We start from the raw sequence: 17,571 nt of genomic DNA, 5'->3' as shown, positions 1-17,571 counted from the left end.
GTAAGCATATATTTTATTAGCAACGCAGCCGGGGCTTCAATTGAACTTTTCCCTGAACTCCAGAGGCGAGAGGTTGGTCTTTGCCTTGAACAGCCTGCTGAACGACTGCGGGTGCTCAAAGCCCAGGCCATACGCAATTTCACTCACGGATTGATGTGTTGTCGATAATTGCATTTTTGCATGTTCAATCAGCCTGTCCTGGAGGTAATGTTGGGTGCTCTTCCCGGTCAGTGACCTCAGTAAGCCGCTCAGGTAACCCGGGGAAACATTTAAAGAGGAGGCTATCTCCTTAACGGTCGGCATCCCTTCCGCGGATAGCGTCTCACTCTTTAAATAGTTATCCAGTAAGGCTTCCAGGCGGTCAAGGATCGAATGCCCCGATCTTTTGCGGGTAATGAACTGTCGTTGGTAAAACCTGTCGGCATAGGTGAGAAGCAACTCCAGCTGCGCAATGATCACGGGATCACTGAATTTGTCGATGTTATTCCGGTATTCCTGCATCATGTTTTCCATGATGGCAAGGATAGCCTTTTCCTCCTTATCAGAGAGGAAAAGCGCCTCATTCACGGAATATCCAAAATAATCGTATTGCCTGATTTTCTTTGCAAGCGGGGTTTTCCAGAGAAAGTCGGGATGGATGAGCAGTACCCAGCCAGAGCGGTTTAGGATAGCGGCTTCTTCAGGTTCCACTTCAAACACCTGGCCCGGCGCCATAAAGAATATGACACCTTCCTCGAAATCTCCCGACTGCTGCCCGTATTTCATATTGCCCTTAAAATTCCTGTCGATAAGGATGGAATAAAAGTCGAACATAAAACCCATGCTGGCCTTGCAGGGCAGCTGTATGGAGCTGTAATCGATAACACTGATCAGCGGATGTTCCGGCTTAGGCAGTCCCATTACCTTATGGTATTCACTGATCGTTTTTATCTGGTGGATCACCCTGTTTCCCATACCCTAAAATTACTTATAAACGTTTAACGATCGCCGCAGCATATGCGGGTACTTTTTCCCGGTGCCGTTACTCATGCACGATCTCTTCCAGTTTTTTTGCCAGGTTTTCCGGTTGCTCACGCATTGAATAGTGGCCGCCTTCAAGCGTGTAGATCTTCCATTTCCTTGCCCTGGCCTTATCTATTCCCATTTTATCGTGGCCCGGGCTTCCTTTGCCGTCTTTTGTCATCTGGAGAAATGCTGCCGGGATCTTCCTGGCCATAGGGTTGCTGATCTGCAGCGGTTCGGTAAAGGTATTCAATGGCTGCGGTACATCCATAGGAGGAACAGACTTTGTGACGCCGAAAGGATAGAGCAACATACCGTCTTTGATATTGCCCCTGGTCATTGGTTCCCACAGGTCGCCGCACACGTCTTTTGCGCTTTCACCGTTGTCGGGAACCATCGCATCCAGGTAGATCAGTTGTTTGATCCTGTCCGGCGCCTGTTCCGCCACTCCTGAAATAACCATGCCTCCATAACTATGACCTACCAGGATGATATCATGCAGGTCCTCGAACCTGATCACATTCAGGATATCATTGATGTAGGTGGTGAGGTTGATGCCAGGGCTGGAAAGATGTACCCTTTCCCCAAGGCCCGTAAGTGTGGGCCGGTAAACGATGTTGCCATGCGCACTTAGAATAGCATCCACTTTTGCATAGTCCCAGCCGCCATCCCATGCCCCGGGAACAAAAAGATAGGTATGGGCATGCTGTTGCCCATATGCGAACGAAGAAAAGACAGTGCTTAGAATAAAGATTAGCTTTTTCATAAAAATGCCTGATTGAAATAAATTGTTTGTGACAACAAAATTGAGGAATGAACAGCAGGAAGGCTTAACCGTATCTGCTTTAGTTGTAACAAAATATCAGGTTGGGAGAGTAGCCCCAATGTCAACCCAACTAGCCTGTTACCCCTTCATTGGCAATGATGTTATCTTTAATTATCTTTCATGCCTGAAAATATTGTACCTGATCATGGAAGTTGCCATATTAACCCGGACCAGCCTGCATAAAACGTTAGCCCTGCTTCTTGCCGGTCTGCTGGCGGTTTGTTCCTGCCCGGCTCAAAGCGGAACCGCTTTCACGGGTTACGGAAAAGTGCCTGTAAAAACTCCCGATTCCCTTTTGCGGAAAATTCATTCCGCTACCGGTATCAAAGAAAAAATACTGGCCTTACAGCCGCTTTTGGCTTTCCATACCGCCCACGGCACTACAGATTCCGTGATCATTTATGCACAACAGCTTATCGGCGGCCTTAACCAAAGTGATCTTTCATCTGCCGACAAACATTCCTACCAGGTTTCCCTTTATCTTACACTGGCCAACGCTTACAATGATGAAGGGCTGTACGACGAAGCCTTGCGTTATTACCTGCAGGGCGCCGGTATCGCGGAATCTCTCGGTAACAAAAGCGCTGTGAATGATAACAAAATGGGTATAGCCAATGTATACGCCGCCCGCAACGAATATGACAAAGCCATTGCTGCATACAAAGAACTGCTGAATTCCAGCCAGGACGCGCAGCTGGAACATCTGGTGTACGAGCGGCTGGGCATTATTTTCCTGGAAAAGAAAAACCTGTCCCAGGCGAAACAGTATACAGAGAAAGCGCTGGCTTATTTCCGGCAGCAGCACCAGGAGAAAAAAGAACTGCAGGCGAAGCTCACCCTCGGTATCATCGCGGAATTAAACCGGCAAACCGATGAGGCATATACTATTTACAATGAGGTAAAAAACAATGCAGAACAGCGCCAGTTTTTTGACCTGTATATCAATGCAGGAAAGAGGATGGGCGACCTGCTGATTGCCCGGAAGGATTATGATAATGCAAAGATCTTATTGTCGCTGGTATACACTAACGCGCTTCAATGGAACGACCTGGAAGCACAGCTGAAAGTACTGAACAGTCTTCGTAACCTGCACGCCGTAACGGGGGATTATCAAAACGCCTATGCGCTCATGACCCAGTACATGGGCATTTACCAGGAGGTATTGAACAGGCAGAATAAAAGGGAGATCAACGAGCTGGAAATAAAATACCAAACGGCCCAGAAAGAGAAAGAAATATTGAATAAGGAGAACCAGTTAAACCATCAGAAAACGATAAAATACAGTCTGCTGATCGGTTTCCTTATCATCCTGCTGCCCATTGTAGGATTGCTGTATATGTATTACCAGAAACTGCAGGCTCAAAGTAAGCTCAACACCACCATGGAGGAAATGAACCGGCAAAAAATTGCCGCACTGCTGAAAGATAAGGAACTGGAGCTGCTTAAAGCCTCTGTTACCGGCCAGGAAAAAGAGCGGAAGCGGATTGCGGGTGAGCTGCACGACAGTATCGGGGGCAATCTCGCCGCCATCAAACTGCAGCTTTCCAACCAAACCGGGGTGAATGGGTTGGGAACCATTATCCGGCAGGTAGATGATACCTATCACCAGGTGCGTGATCTTTCCCATGATCTTGTTCCGCAGAAATTCAGCCACACGGGCTTTACAGAGCTTATTTCAGGCTATATCAGGCAATTCAACGTACCCGGTAATGCCATTATCACTTTCCATGCTTTTCCTGCCGACGAAGTTGACCGTATCGACACTTCACTAAAAGTAGAGATCTATAAGATCATCCAGGAGCTGATCACCAATGCCCAGAAACACAGTAAGGCGTCGAAAGTTGAAATACAACTGACCCGCCTGGATGATATGCTGAAGTTGCAGTTTGAAGATGATGGGCAGGGATTTTCCATGGATACAGTGAAATTTGGCATCGGCTTTCAGAATATCCGTGAGCGGCTGAAATTATTCGACGGCGTGTGCACCATCGATTCTTTCCCTTCGAAAGGCACAGTAATTGACATTGAAATACCTTTAAACCAGGAATACCATGAAGCATAACATTATCCTTGCAGACGATCATAAATTGTTCCTGGAAGGCCTTATCCGATTGATCACACAAGACCAGGAGCTCCAGGTGCCCTATTATGCCCATAACGGCAAACTGGTCATGAACTATCTTGATCAACACCCGGATGAGCAGGTAGATCTTGTTATTACCGATATCAGCATGCCTGACATGGACGGCATCACCCTGAATAATTATATCAAGGAAAAGCGGCCGGAGATCAGCACGCTGGTGGTAAGTATGCATACCGACAGCAATATGATCGATGCGCTGATCCAGAATAATGTGGACGGCTTTTTATCAAAAAATGCAGACTCAGACGAGTTAATGGAAGCGGTGAAAACGATCCTCAAAGGAGGGAAATACTTCTCAGAAGCCGTGAAACAGGCATATCTCAAAAGCGTTTTCAATAAGGAAAAGGAAACCCTTGAAATGCTTACTTCCCGCGAAAAGGATGTGCTGAAGCTGATTGCGGAAGAATACACCACCCAGGAGATCGCCGACAAACTCTTTCTCAGCAAGCATACTATTGAAAGTTACCGCAAAACCCTTATCCTGAAATTAAAGGTGCGCAACCTGGCAGGTCTCACCAGGTACGCTGTAAAACTCGGCCTGCTCAGTTGACCCCCTGAAAACAGGGTATTGAATTTCACTGGATACGATGTTGTAGCCCCCATCGTACCCGGCTACCTTTGTTGCATAACAAAACAGAACAATCCATAACTAAAAAATGCAACATTATGATTTACGGAATTACATTAATCCTGCTGAGCATCATTGCTGTTCCCTCCCTGATCTTATCTAAAAAGCCAAACGCAAAGGAATTGCTGGCAAGCGTGGAGCCTTACCAGGGATGGATCGGGATTATTTTCTGTTTCTGGGGTATATGGGGTCTTGTAACCGCCGTTTTAAATATTGGCTGGCTTACCTCGGCGCCTGTATGGTGGACCACATTAGCCGCAGGTAGCCTGGTGGAAGCATGCCTGGGTTTTCTGCTCGGGTTCCCGCTCATCAATAAATTATTCCTCTCCGGCAATGAAAAGGCCAGGGAAAAGGCGGTGCGCGTGCGGGCACAATTGGCACCCAAACAGGGTAAGCTAGGTATACTGGGTATTATTGTTGGCGCATGGATGATTGTTGCCTCCTTCCTTTTTACGATTGCCTAGCAGTTCTTTTATCACTCAACTTTAAAGCGATGAAAAAAATAATACTGGCCGCCATCATATTGGTGTCGGCATTGGGAAGCCATGCCCAGGAACAACAAACCCACTCCATCCAGGTTAATGGCATCGCCAAAATAGACCGCGAGGTGGAAGCTTACCTGATTGATTTTTCCATATCAGTGGAGCATGGGGAATCAGAAAGCAAAAGATCTTTCGAAGAGCTGAAAAAGAGTTTTTTCACAAAGGCAAAGGAAGCTGGTTTGAATGAAAGCCAGTTTAAAGAAGATAAATTGGGTTACCAGGCATTACAATATTTCAGGGAAGGCAGTTTATATACTTTCCAGACCCGTTCCCGTGATGAACTGCTGAAAGCTGCCAGGCTGGCCAATGGCAGCGTCATCGCCATCACAAGTACACGGGTAAAGTTTAAACCTGTTGTGAAAGATGAAAAACAATTCGAGACAGCATTTCTTAATAGCAGGGAAAAAGCTGCCATCATTGCAAAAGCCATCAATAAAAAGCTGGGGCCCGTGTTAATGGTGACGGATCTTACTGCCCAGGAAATCAGGGTGGAGGAGAGCTATTACTTTAAACCAATCGAGGATCAATATCTCTCCCTGTTGGTTAGTTTCGCGATTGAATAGCCGGCCTTCCGTCCATTTTTGCCCCCCGAAGTATATTGGATGCTGACCATAGGATTTATTGGAATATTACAAAGTCCGCACTGCAATGTTGCGGGCTTTGGTTGTTTAGTGGGGGGCTGATTAGTTTCTTTTATATGGAATAGATACTACTTAACTATACAAGGCCCCCCGTATTATCAGATCAAGTAGTATCTATTGCATATTATTTATTTAATGGTTGCTGATATTGATAGTCCGTTAATTTAAGAATTTTTCCATTTTGATCTTTAACTAGCCTTAATCTTCCAAAACCGTCATACTCATAGTAAGTGTACCTTCCTGCTTCATCTTTCATTCCCGATAATCCCAGCAATGGAGTATAGGAATAAGTACTAATTAAACTGCTATTTAAGGAGGCATTACTCCGTAGCTTGTCAAGTTCTGCTTGTAATGCAATATCACTCACTGGATTTTGTGTTATGTTAGGATTAATCAGTGGTTTTACGGTGGCGTAAGTGCTGTTCAAAATTTTGGCGATGGGGTATTGATCATTGTAACCCCAAAGATACACTTCATGTACATTATTGCTGTTGGATTGTTCAAGGATGTTTCCGAACTTATCATAATCAAATATTTCAAAGCGATCTTCAGAAGCATTACTTCCTATTTTTAACTTGAATTTTTTTAACGCTACCAAGAACTTGGTACCACCCCATATATTATATTCGTAATGTGCTTTTTGAGTTAAAGCATTATTTTCGTAATCTTCTTTCTCGATTAATTTCTCTACCATATTCTTTTTTACCAGTGAATCTATTGCTATGGACTCCTGGGTTGAAATACCTAATATGCCGGTTTTGTCCTGGGGATATCTGAAAATACTTTTAGATGTAGTTCCCTCGCTATTTGTTGTTTCTATAGTGGTGGGTAGCAAGTGTAATGAGTTTTGGTAGCTATAGTTGCTGGCTACGGACAAACTATCATTAATATCCGTAAATGTTTTTTTGACAGTGGACAGTATCTTTTTAACACCGGAAACGACTGGGTATTCAAAAAAGCCGAAATCATCCCTGAACCTGTATCCACCAGGTAGCCCTTCATGAATACAATTTCTTCCGGCTGTGTATATTATTTTTTGTCTTACTTTGAGACCATAGGTTGTATCAAAGAAAAATGTCTGGTAAGTGTTTTTTGTTTCTGATATTAATTGATATCCATTATCTTTTTTCTTATAGGTACTTTCAGATATTAAATTACCACTCTTCCAGCCGGCGCTGACAAGCAACTGGGGATCCGGATAATGCGCATCGATTTTCTCGTCTAATTCATAATCATATCTGTAAACAGTTTTGCCATTGTCTCCTCCTGCACCTATTTCGTACTTACTAACAACAGGATAGAATATGCTGCTGCCTCCGATATCGGAGTACGAAAATATTGGTCTGCTAAGTATTTCCAACCTGGAATATGATTGGTGATTTACCTTCGGATCAAATCCTGAGGCTGTCCAGCAAAAATCATAGTTTTGTTCATAAGTACGGCTTTGAAATAAAGAGGTAATGAAACTAACATTGCCATTGCCTGATTCATTTTCTCCATATTTATAATCTTCCTGTTTTGCTAGATAATTTTCAGCAGTATATGATCTGATACTTTTTACTCTCAAGCCAGGCCCTTTTTGTACTACCGTTACCTGGTGTGTACCTCTGCCAGCCCAGGTAAGTGTTACCAAAACATCGTCATCAATATCATCATTGGGATCTGATGGATCTGGGTAAATATTAGCTGTCATTTTGTATGTATGACCAGCTGTTAAGGCAACCCTTATTGTCCTGGAAACCTGTTCTCCCGCCACTGTAGTATATCTAACAGACTCTCCGGTTGTTAAATTCTCAAATAAAACATAAGGTTGTGTGGCATTTGTCCATAGAGGAATGATTAATTTCAATTCTGCTGGAAGTGGATCGTTTGTAGGAATTGTTGCGGGAGATACAAATTGAACCGTTCTATAGGTAACATTAGGAGGATCGTCCTTTTTTGCAGCTATAAAATAGCTTCCACCGGGATCCACCTCTGTTCTAGGCGCCAGGATTTTGTTTGCTTCAAACTCAAAATCTGTATATCCTCCGGTTGGATAATATATTCTTTTCAACATAGCCGCACGCATATTGTTTTCATCGGGCTCGCGGTTGGCCGCTGGGCTTATTGATGATGTTGTGGTATAACCTGTAACATCAAAGTAGGTATATTGTCTTCCCATTTCATCAAGAGAGATTAGTTGCTGATTCTCCGGATGTCCGTTACTATATCCCCACCAATCAATACCGCAATTCATTCGTGGAGGCAATTTGTATTGTTCTTCGTATTCCATCTTATAGCGTAACACTGAGTCCTTGTTGTTGTCCACCTCGTTGATTCCAGTCAGTTTTAACCGATATTTATCCCGGGTAGTAGCATAGAAATTGTATCCTTCATCAGAATAGAAGTAACCATGGGTTAGTGCCATTTTTTTTACGGACCTTGTATTATTTTCCACAACAATCGAATCCAGTATTAGCCCCCCAAAATCCAAGCGTTCGCTTTTACCGGCTACAAACCTGATCTTTCCACCGGGGAAAGTGATTTTATCTACATAGTAATCCTGAAATTCCTGATAGTTGACACTTCTTACAGGAACGAATGATGAGCTAAAACTAACATACTGACACCCGGATGTGCCGTCAGGACATGACATTGGTACGAGCTTCGGAGTACGTCCCAGGGATAAGCTATAATCAATTGTTTGCCTTCTGCCTTGGGCGGATTCGGCATAGGTCAATGAAATGGTATCCACTTTGTTATCAAGAATAATTTTGGTTAGAAACCAACTTGTAACAGGCCAATATTTAATACCATCAAATTCAGGATAAGAAGAACTGATACCTTTTTGTTCGAACCAATATGTAGTTCCATTATTATCAATTACAGAAAAAATGCCACCGCTGTAGTAAATCTTTAGGTTATTATGAGGTATTGATCTTATTTCTTTATTGGGTCCGAATACGAATCTCCCCGACAGACCTGCGAAACTATAGTAAAAGATATCCGGTTCGCTATCCCTCTTCCTATCTGTGATATCAAGCAGATTGTTGTAGTCATCGCCTGTAATAGTATTTTCTCTTTTTATCGGATAGTAAAATGAGCCATAAGAGTCGTCGTCCGGAACCCCCATTACTGTTCTGGTAATGGCGCCACCAGCGTTTAAATTCCAGCCGATTCCCACCCAACTTGCGTAGTCATCTACCTTTATACCAGAGGCGTGGTAATCAAATGAGATGGGCAACGTGAAATTCCGGACTGAAATATTGTAAACAGGAATACTGATTGTGGGAAGACCAGTGAATAGATTGACTGGATATATACCATACTTTGTTATGGATGCAGCTTCCGGTGATGGGGCAATCAACTTAGGCAAAGTTACGGCCTCAGATTGTGCTTTCAGAAAAAATGGAAGAAATAAACAGCCAAATAAATTCGTAAGAATCTTCTTCATAGATAATATAAGTATAATGTTATTATTTCATATTGAATAGCTATGTTAACATCCAGGTTGTATAAAAGAAGGGGAATGCCCAGAGAATTTTAATTATTTGCTAAAAGAACAAAGGTATAACTCAGGTTAACATATATCATCTTGGTATAGGCTATACGGTTAGGATTATAGTTTGTAGCGAAAATAGTTATTTCCTTTTAAAAAATGCCAACTCATATAAATTTAATATTCTGTGCCAAATTGGAATTGCTAACAGGCTTGCTGAGCCATATAGTGGCTGTTTGAGATTGGAAAATGTTTTATTTTCAATTGTTTGTTTGAGAATATGGTGAATTGTATGTATTTTTATTTTGAATTTTTATTGTTGAATTAACTAGCTTTTAGCCCTTTAGTAAATTTTCTGTACCGATGAAATTGTTCAAAGTATTGTTAACACTCCCTTTCTTGAACCCGATAATTTTAAAAGAATTGCCGTCCGGGAAAATAAATATGACATTAGATTACAAGATATGAACAGTATAGGGTTAACATTGGTGTATGGGACAATACTATCACCAATACTGTATATTACGGTGTCGAATTATGAGATGTAAAGTTAAATTTTTTTGTTGTAGATACAATAAACATAATATCTATGAAGTTATTCTTTCTGAGCATTGTTATGTTGTTCCTTTGCGTGTTAACTGCCAACTCACAGAATTTATTTCCATCATCCGGTCCCGTGGGAATAGGAACTTCCTCGCCCTCGGCTTTGTTGCACATAAATGGTGGGAACATTAAACTTACTAATCCTGGTGGATATCCATATGGGATAAACATGGATGTTAATTTCGCAGGTACCTGGGCCAGGGAATTTGGTATATCTTATAACAGTACCGGAAAACTTGCCTCTTTTGGTGTACTGGGATTAAATGGAACTGTTACATATGCCTATATAGGTGGAAACACTACGGCAGATGCGGCCAACGCATCGCCATGGATGGTTTTTAAGCCCAACGGTTATGTGGGGATCGGAACAATCGCACCAGGCGCGCGATTAAGCGTGGAAACGTCAGATAGCACTGCTGATAATTTTGTTAGGTTGGAGAACAAAGGAGTTACAAATTCTTTATTGTATATCGGAAGCGCGAGTACTGTATTTCCTGTGATAGAATATCGCAGGAAGAATGTGATTGAGAGTTACAATGATCTGCATATTTCAGCCGCCAATGCTGGCAGTAATCTCTATTTCGAAACCGGAAGGTTGAGTGCTGCTGCCACCATCAGGATGACAATCAATAGTGCCGGTAATGTTGGAATTGGCACTACTGCTCCCGGGAGCTATAAGCTAGCCGTAGAAGGTACTATTGGAGCGAAAAGGATGAAGGTTACGCAGGGAAGTTGGGCGGATTTTGTGTTCCATCCGGATTATGAGTTGCCTACACTACAAGAAGTGGAATGTTTTATCAAGACAAACAGGCATCTGCCGGAAATACCTTCTGCGAATGAGGTGGAAACAGAAGGATTAGATGTCGGGGAGATGAATAAGAAACTCCTGCAGAAGATCGAGGAGCTGACTTTGTATATGATCGAGATGAAGAAAGAGAGTATTGCTCAGCGTGCGGAGTTAGAGGCTTTAAAAAAGGCGCTGAAAAAAAGTAATTAGTTGTTATCCCTATTGAATCTGATACTATGTGTAAATTATATCTGATTGTAATGTTAATGGGCTTTGTAGTGATAACGCAGGCACAGAATAAGCCTGATGTCACCGCCCGACCGGCTGCAGTTCCGGTTGCTGTTCCTGGAGCCTATACCAACCCCACAATTAACTATGTGCGTACCTGGGAGCCGGCGCTTCCTACCACTGATACGGCTTATGTAGCATCACCCAGCCGGCCGGTAACAGAGGTGCGGCAAGTGACCCAGTATTTTGACGGGTTGGGACGTCCCCTGCAAACGGTTTCTAAAGGAATTAGCATCAGCGGGAAAGATGTAGTGACACCTGTTGTGTATGATGCTTTTGGACGGGAGCAGTTTAAATACCTGCCTTATGTACAGCAAAGCGGTAATACCAGTGATGGTAAGTTTAAAACAGATCCTTTTAACTGGCAGAAGGCTTTTTATCAAAACGCTACCATGGCGCCTGGCGCGGCAGGAGAAAACGTATATTACAATAGGGTTGACTATGAAGCTTCGCCATTGAACCGGGTACTTAAAACATATGCACCAGGTAACAGCTGGGCAAAGAATGACCCGACTACCGTGGAGCGCGGCGGCAACCGCGGTATAGGTAACCAGTATCTGATAAATACGGCCTCAGATTCGGTACGTATCTGGGATTTTGCGGTAGGGGGTATTATTCCCACCAGTGTGGCGGGACGTATATATGCTGCGGGGCAGTTATTTAAAAATATCACTACCGATGAAGCTGGCGGCCAGATGGTGGAATATAAGGATAAGCAGGATAGGGTGGTACTGAAGAAAGTTCAGCTGGCAGACAATCCGGGCACTGGTCATATGGGATGGCTCTGTACCTATTATGCTTATGACGATCTGGGTAACCTACGCTTTGTAATACCTCCGAAAGCTGTGGAGGCTATCATCAGCAACTGGACTATCAGCACAGCCATAGCTGCAGAACTTTGTTTTATGTATCGTTATGATGGGCGTAACCGCATGATTGTTAAGAAAGTGCCGGGTGCGGACTCCACTGAGATGGTGTATGATGTAAGGGACAGGCTGGCTTTTTCCCGGGATGGCAATATGAAGGGGGTGAACTGGCTGGTTACGTTTTATGATGGATTAAACCGTCCGACCATGACGGCCTTGTATAATGACGGCAGTACCAGGGAGGCGCTGCAGGCCACTATGAGTACTGCTACCAGTAATACACAATCTATCCCTTATACTTTCCCCGGTACTGCGGATCTGGTGCTCGCATCCTATGATGGCACAACTCCTTTGTTCCAGGCAACGAATAGTATTACCTTGACTGATGGCTTTGACTCGGGTACCGGTGCGTCGATGACGGCTGAAATCAATACCGCCGTCACAGGAGGCGCCACTGCTATTACGGCTACCAATCCGCTACCCAATATTCCGGCTAATAAATTAACACCATTAACTTACACTTATTATGATAGTTATGGATTTGCAGGTAACAGGGCATATGACACCCGGGATATTGACAAGCCTAAGCCGGGCGATAATTTATATTCGGAAGTTTTGCCTGGCACTGCCAGCAGCATGATTAAAGGTTTGGTTACCGGAACAAAGGTAAGGGTGCTGGGAACTGATCAATGGCTTACTACCACCCATTATTATAATGACAAGGGCCGCCTAATGCAGGTGCTGTCAGACAATATCAGCGGAGGATATGATGTAACCAACAACTTATATGATTTTAACGGAAAGCTGTTAAGTACCTATCAGCGGCATCGTAATCAGCGCAGCGGCACTACTTCTGAGATAACGGTACGTACCATCATGAATTATGATGCAGGTGGCCGCCTGGTAAGTATTAAAAAGATGCTGAATGATGTTCTGGCGCAGGAAAAGACCTTAGCCGTAAATGAATATGATGAGTTAGGACAATTAAAGAGAAAGCGTTTAGGGGTGACTACAAGCACACAACTAGAAACGCTGAATTATGAATATAATATCCGTGGTTGGCTGAAGAGTATCAATAAAGATTTCATTCCAACTGCAGGAAGCACTGCCAATTGGTTTGGGCAGGACCTGAGTTATGATTACGGGTTTACCAGTTCGCAGTTTAATGGTAATATTGCCGGCGCTAAATGGAAAAGCCGGGGTGATGGTGTAGGCAGGGCTTATGGATATGGTTATGACAAAGTGAATCGCTTAACAAAAGCCGATTTTACCCAGCAAAACACTGGTAGCACCGGTTGGACGAGCGATCAGAAGAATTTTTCAGTAAACGGTCTTGCTTACGATGCCAATGGTAATATCCAAACCATGAACCAGATAGGCATGAATGGAGTGACGATACTCACCCTGGATAGCCTGAAATATGGTTATAATACCAGCAGTAATAAATTGTCTTTTGTAACCGACCGCAAGAACAACGCCCAGAGCCAGCTGGGTGACTTTAAGGAGATCACCAATAACGAAACGGCCGATTATACTTATGATGCGAACGGCAACCTGACAAAGGACAATAATAAAAACATCACTGCCATTACTTATAATCATCTGAACCTTCCTGAGAGTATTACTATCACCGGAAAGGGCGTGATTAAATACCAGTACGACGCCTCGGGTAGTAAGCTCAGGAAAATCGTTACCGACAATACTGTTACCCCTGCCAAAGTTACAACCACAGACTATATAGGTGCTTTTGTATACCAGAATGACAGCTTACAGTTTTTAGGTCACGAAGAAGGTCGGGTACGCGCTGTTTTTGCCACAGGGCAGCCGCTGGCATTCAAGTATGACTATTTTGTAAAGGATCACCTGGGAAATACCCGTATGGTATTAACAGAGCAAACGGATTTCTCTATGTATGCAGCTACCATGGAAACAGCCGCTGCACCTACGGAAACTGCTTTGTTCAGCAACATAGATAACTCCCGAACAGCTAAACCGGCAGGCTATCCAGCCGATGAAAGTGCCGGTAGCAACGCATCTGTAGCAAAATTGACTGCCGCCAACGGAGGCAAGAAAATAGGGCCTTCCATTGTATTGCGGGTAATGGCAGGAGATACGATCCAGCTGAGCGCTAAAGCGTTTTATAAATCAGGTGGTCCCAAAGACCAGCAACCAGCTACTTCTACAGCCGAAAATATGTTGGCAGACCTGGTACAGGCTTTTAACGGAGGCAGCAGCCCTGATGGTACGCATGGAGTAGCCGGTAGTGGTAATATGACACCTTTCAATAGCAATTTTTATAACAATGATTACCGGCGGCTGAAAGAAAGAGATGCCGATCAGCCCAATGCCGACCGGCCCAAAGCTTACCTGAATTTTGTTTTGTTCGATGATCAGTTTAAATTAGTGGATAAGAATAGTGGGGTGAAACAGGTAAAAGCCGAGCCGGATCAGTTGCAGACGCTTAGCCAGGATAAGATGGTGATGGATAAATCTGGTTTCCTGTATGTGTATACCAGCAATGAAGGCACCCAGGATGTGTTCTTTGATAATGTACTGTTAGGGGTTAATTCCGGACCGTTGCTGGAGGAAACGCATTATTATCCGTTTGGGTTGACGATGGCGGGGATTAGTTCTAATGCGCTCAAAGGCGCGAATTACCCTGAGAACAGGTTGAAGTATAATGGAAAAGAGCTACAGAGTAAAGAGTTCGGGGATGGATCCGGGCTTGAGTTATATGATTATGGGGCAAGGATGTATGATGCGCAGATAGGAAGGTGGCACGTGTTAGATCCTTTGGCAGATAAGATGCGCAGATGGTCCCCCTATAATTATGCCTTTGATAATCCAATAAGATTTATTGATCCTGATGGAATGGCTCCCTTTACGGATTATTTTAATCTAAAAGGCAAACTTGTTAAACATGTTGATGATGGTAGTACTGATAAAAAGCTTGTATTAACCAACAGTAAGAGTACAGGTGACATAGATCAATCTATTGCAAAAGGTGAAGTAGTTAACATGCCTTCAAATGATGTTATCTCTGCTATGGATCAAGCTTATGGGTTAACGGAAAGTAATGGAAAGGAACATGGTTTTGTAGTTGCAACTGATGGTTCTGTTTCGTCAATGAAAGAGGGTAAAGAAGCCAGTGTGAAACTATCTACCAATTATGGTGAATTAGAAGATAAAGGGAAGCAGACGTCTTATGATGTGCATACCCATCCCAATAGCAAAGATGCTAAAGGAGAGATAATAGATGGAGGAGTAGGAGCTCCCAGCCCCTCTAATGCTGATAAAAGTAGCTACGGTAAAGACGGTAATAATAACAGTCCAAGTGTGGTTCTTGGCTACAGCGTGGAGAAAACTACTTATACGGATCAATTGGGAGGGAACTCACGTACAACCACAACAGTTACTAAACAAGTGGGGTTCTATAATTCAAATGGACAAGTTGGTACGCCGGTAGATTATAATCAATTGAAAAAAGCGGTTAAAAAAGCAAATGAGTAATATATGCGATGTGTAAATATTTTGTTACTGATACTATTTTTTATAAAGTGTTCAATAGCACAACATCTCCGGATAGATGGTTCGAACCAGCATAAATTATTTACGAGGTTTGTCAATAGTAATGAAATGACAATAAATCGTGACTCAGAGCGGGTGTCCGATAAAAAATTTGTGATTCAAGTTCCCCAAGGATTACAAAATAGTAAGCTGACAATCAATAACTATTTTTTACATCTTTTAGCTTTTAAAGGAGGTCAAAAAATTGTGCTATTATACCAGCCTTTTGATACTATTGGAGTTGATAAACAAAGCTTGAATTTATCGTACACTGATTTTGAAGTATTATGTAGTAAGGCAGGGTTATTGGAGAAACTTAACGGGATAGAATTTTTTAAAAACAGGCTATTTGGGTTAAAAGTAATAGGGAAGGAGAAATTTTTCGTTATTTATTTGAATGTAAAAAATCGAGAGGTGGAGGTTTATAATTATGCTATTAACAGTCTTACCTTGACCTCTAATCAATAATGATTATTTTTTAGATGCTGTAAACGTGGCGCAGGCATGCCCTGCGTCACGTTCTGTTTAGCGAGAGTATGCTTTTTTAGTTTTGTTATAAGTTATAGCCATATCGATGAAGTAATAAATTTTTTCTTTTTCCTCATTCGGTAGGGCTTCAATATCTTCAATATGTTTAAGTATTTTTTTATCCAGTACCATGCTGGTAGAGCCACCAATCAGGTAATCCACGGTAACGCCCAATTCATCTGCAATTTTTTTAGCCATCTCAATAGAGGGCTTTATCTCCCCACGTTCATAGCGGCCAATAATGGGCGCTGAAGTTCCCACTCTTTTAGCCAGTTCGTCCTGGGATATTTTAAGCTGCTTACGCTGCGTAGCAATGTGTTCACCAAAAGTCATAAAAAGGTACTTTAAGTACCCTGTAAAAGCAGGGGGGTAACAAATTTAGTTACTTATTTGTGCTAGTCAAAATAAATAAGTATTGGCTAATTAAAACCAATCCATCACTTTTGTTACCAATTGGTACTATAAAATATTTTTCCACATGGGAACAAAACAAACCATTTATATCTATAATAGAACAGGTGTGCTAGCGACTATTCCTATTAGTACTTTTAAAAAGAAGTAAATGAAATCTATAGTTATTATTCTATCAACAGTATTTATATTATTCAATGCTCAGGATGATGATACGGGTAAGCTGTATGTGATGGCATTGAAGAAGCATATCATAGCTTCAGAAGGCCGCATAAAGGGAAAAGCAGTAGTTGCCAAGGATACTATTTTTGTTATGAATGCAGACATTGTAGAATTACCGGAGCAATTAGACGGTCGTCACATTGTAACACTAGGAGATAGTGCAGTTACCTTTTTAAAGGGCAGACCCTCATTGCACGCTATACAAATTAATCCCATACGGGTCAATAAGGGGAACCTAGTTATATCATTAAATGATTATGTAGTATCCCAAGGAACACAAGGAGCTAACTTTTCTTTTGGAGGTGGGAAAGAGTATGTAATATCTTTTAATAACTCAACAAAGCAATATGCTATTATACAGACAAAAGTGATATCCTTCTAGCAGTGCCTTGAAATGATTGTTAAATAGAGGCTGTATCATAAATAAATGATGCAGCCTTTTCTTAATGGAAGGGGGCATGAGATGGGATTGCGCTCATAACGTCCAATGATATCACCAAAGGTTCCGATCTGTTTGCCCAGATCCGCCAGGGATAAGCCTTGTTGCTTACACAACAGCATTATATGTTCGCCTAAGGTCATACCATTTAATTTATACGGTATTGTCCGGGTAGAAATATATTTATTCGGGTGTGACCCATACCGCTTGTGGATTACATCCGATTTTTGAGTAGCTGGTTAAATACCACCTGTTTAATTGAATTTATCTTAACGGGCTAATCTTCCCTATAAACTAAAATATCCTTTTTCAAAGCGTCAATCATTAAATTCAATTCGTACAACAAGCCATCTCCGGATGAACAAACCGGTGTAACCGGGTTTTCTGTCCAACTTTCAATATTACCTTCCTCGTCATAATATACTTCATAGATCCCAAACTCATATTCGCCAGATTTGTTTTTTCTTTTCATTACTCTATAATTCCAGCTCATACTGTTATATTTTTACCAGGTTTGCAATATATGAATATAAAGCTGTTCAAGCTACAGCTCACGTTAGTGGTTAAAAATACCCCTATATTGTCGCAATCGTACCTCAT

At 42.4% G+C, this 17,571-nt stretch carries 13 protein-coding genes; 8 read left to right on the top strand and 5 right to left on the bottom strand.

Annotated features, from left to right (window positions below):
• Window positions 1-36: 36 nt before the first annotated feature.
• Together ABIE50_RS21015 and ABIE50_RS21010 are read right to left on the bottom strand one after the other, a co-directional pair.
• Window positions 37-954: a helix-turn-helix domain-containing protein gene (locus ABIE50_RS21015; protein ID WP_209867481.1), complete on the bottom strand. Its 918-nt coding sequence runs from the start codon at window positions 952-954 to the stop codon at window positions 37-39.
• A 67-nt stretch (window positions 955-1,021) separates the two neighbouring features.
• Window positions 1,022-1,768 carry an alpha/beta fold hydrolase gene (locus ABIE50_RS21010; RefSeq protein ID WP_209867483.1) on the bottom strand — a complete coding sequence of 249 codons (747 nt, stop codon included), beginning with the start codon at window positions 1,766-1,768 and terminating at the stop codon, window positions 1,022-1,024.
• 205 nt (window positions 1,769-1,973) lie between these two features.
• On the opposite strand from ABIE50_RS21010, the gene ABIE50_RS21005 reads away from it, so the two are divergent.
• The 4 genes from ABIE50_RS21005 (at window position 1,974) to ABIE50_RS20990 (ending at window position 5,704) form a co-directional block, all read left to right on the top strand.
• Window positions 1,974-3,890 carry a tetratricopeptide repeat-containing sensor histidine kinase gene (locus tag ABIE50_RS21005; protein WP_209867485.1) on the top strand — a complete coding sequence of 639 codons (1,917 nt, stop codon included), beginning with the start codon at window positions 1,974-1,976 and terminating at the stop codon, window positions 3,888-3,890.
• The gene (locus tag ABIE50_RS21000) at window positions 3,880-4,521 is read left to right on the top strand and encodes a response regulator (protein WP_209867487.1); all 642 of its coding nucleotides are present in this window, start codon (window positions 3,880-3,882) and stop codon (window positions 4,519-4,521) included. Before ABIE50_RS21005 ends, ABIE50_RS21000 begins: the two co-directional genes overlap by 11 nt.
• 116 nt (window positions 4,522-4,637) lie before the next feature.
• Window positions 4,638-5,063, top strand: coding sequence for a hypothetical protein (locus ABIE50_RS20995; RefSeq protein WP_142687436.1), 426 nt, complete (start codon window positions 4,638-4,640; stop codon window positions 5,061-5,063).
• A 29-nt stretch (window positions 5,064-5,092) separates the two neighbouring features.
• Window positions 5,093-5,704 (top strand): SIMPL domain-containing protein, encoded by a 612-nt coding sequence (locus tag ABIE50_RS20990; protein ID WP_209867489.1) that lies wholly within the window; start codon window positions 5,093-5,095, stop codon window positions 5,702-5,704.
• A gap of 202 nt (window positions 5,705-5,906) precedes the next feature.
• Here the strand turns inward: ABIE50_RS20990 and ABIE50_RS20985 are convergent, their stop codons facing one another.
• Window positions 5,907-9,215 carry a hypothetical protein gene (locus ABIE50_RS20985; protein ID WP_209867490.1) on the bottom strand — a complete coding sequence of 1,103 codons (3,309 nt, stop codon included), beginning with the start codon at window positions 9,213-9,215 and terminating at the stop codon, window positions 5,907-5,909.
• Window positions 9,216-9,849: 634 nt separating this feature from the next.
• Between ABIE50_RS20985 and ABIE50_RS20980 the strand changes: the two genes are divergently transcribed.
• From ABIE50_RS20980 to ABIE50_RS20970, 3 genes are all read left to right on the top strand, one after another.
• Complete coding sequence (locus ABIE50_RS20980; protein ID WP_209867492.1) at window positions 9,850-10,860, top strand: hypothetical protein; 1,011 nt, start codon at window positions 9,850-9,852, stop codon at window positions 10,858-10,860.
• Between the two features lie 26 nt (window positions 10,861-10,886).
• On the top strand, window positions 10,887-15,314 hold the full coding sequence (locus tag ABIE50_RS20975; RefSeq protein ID WP_354028100.1) for a DUF6443 domain-containing protein: 4,428 nt from the start codon (window positions 10,887-10,889) through the stop codon (window positions 15,312-15,314).
• A gap of 126 nt (window positions 15,315-15,440) precedes the next feature.
• Entirely contained in the window at window positions 15,441-15,839 is a 399-nt protein-coding gene (locus tag ABIE50_RS20970) for a hypothetical protein (RefSeq protein ID WP_209858288.1), read from the top strand.
• Window positions 15,840-15,896: 57 nt separating this feature from the next.
• On the opposite strand, the gene ABIE50_RS20965 is transcribed toward ABIE50_RS20970, so the two are convergent.
• Window positions 15,897-16,232, bottom strand: coding sequence for a helix-turn-helix domain-containing protein (locus tag ABIE50_RS20965; protein ID WP_209858286.1), 336 nt, complete (start codon window positions 16,230-16,232; stop codon window positions 15,897-15,899).
• A gap of 229 nt (window positions 16,233-16,461) precedes the next feature.
• On the opposite strand from ABIE50_RS20965, the gene ABIE50_RS20960 reads away from it, so the two are divergent.
• Complete coding sequence (locus ABIE50_RS20960) at window positions 16,462-16,914, top strand: hypothetical protein (protein ID WP_209858284.1); 453 nt, start codon at window positions 16,462-16,464, stop codon at window positions 16,912-16,914.
• A gap of 334 nt (window positions 16,915-17,248) precedes the next feature.
• Here ABIE50_RS20960 and ABIE50_RS20955 read toward each other — a convergent pair whose 3' ends face one another.
• Complete coding sequence (locus ABIE50_RS20955; RefSeq protein WP_209858282.1) at window positions 17,249-17,464, bottom strand: hypothetical protein; 216 nt, start codon at window positions 17,462-17,464, stop codon at window positions 17,249-17,251.
• Window positions 17,465-17,571 lie beyond the last annotated feature (107 nt).

Origin of the sequence: Chitinophaga sp. OAE865, from assembly GCF_040546735.1 — a bacterium.
Classification (GTDB): Bacteria; Bacteroidota; Bacteroidia; order Chitinophagales; family Chitinophagaceae; genus Chitinophaga; species Chitinophaga polysaccharea_A.
The sequence above is the reverse complement of the archived record's forward strand: the minus strand, read 5'-3'. Positions and strand labels throughout refer to the sequence as shown.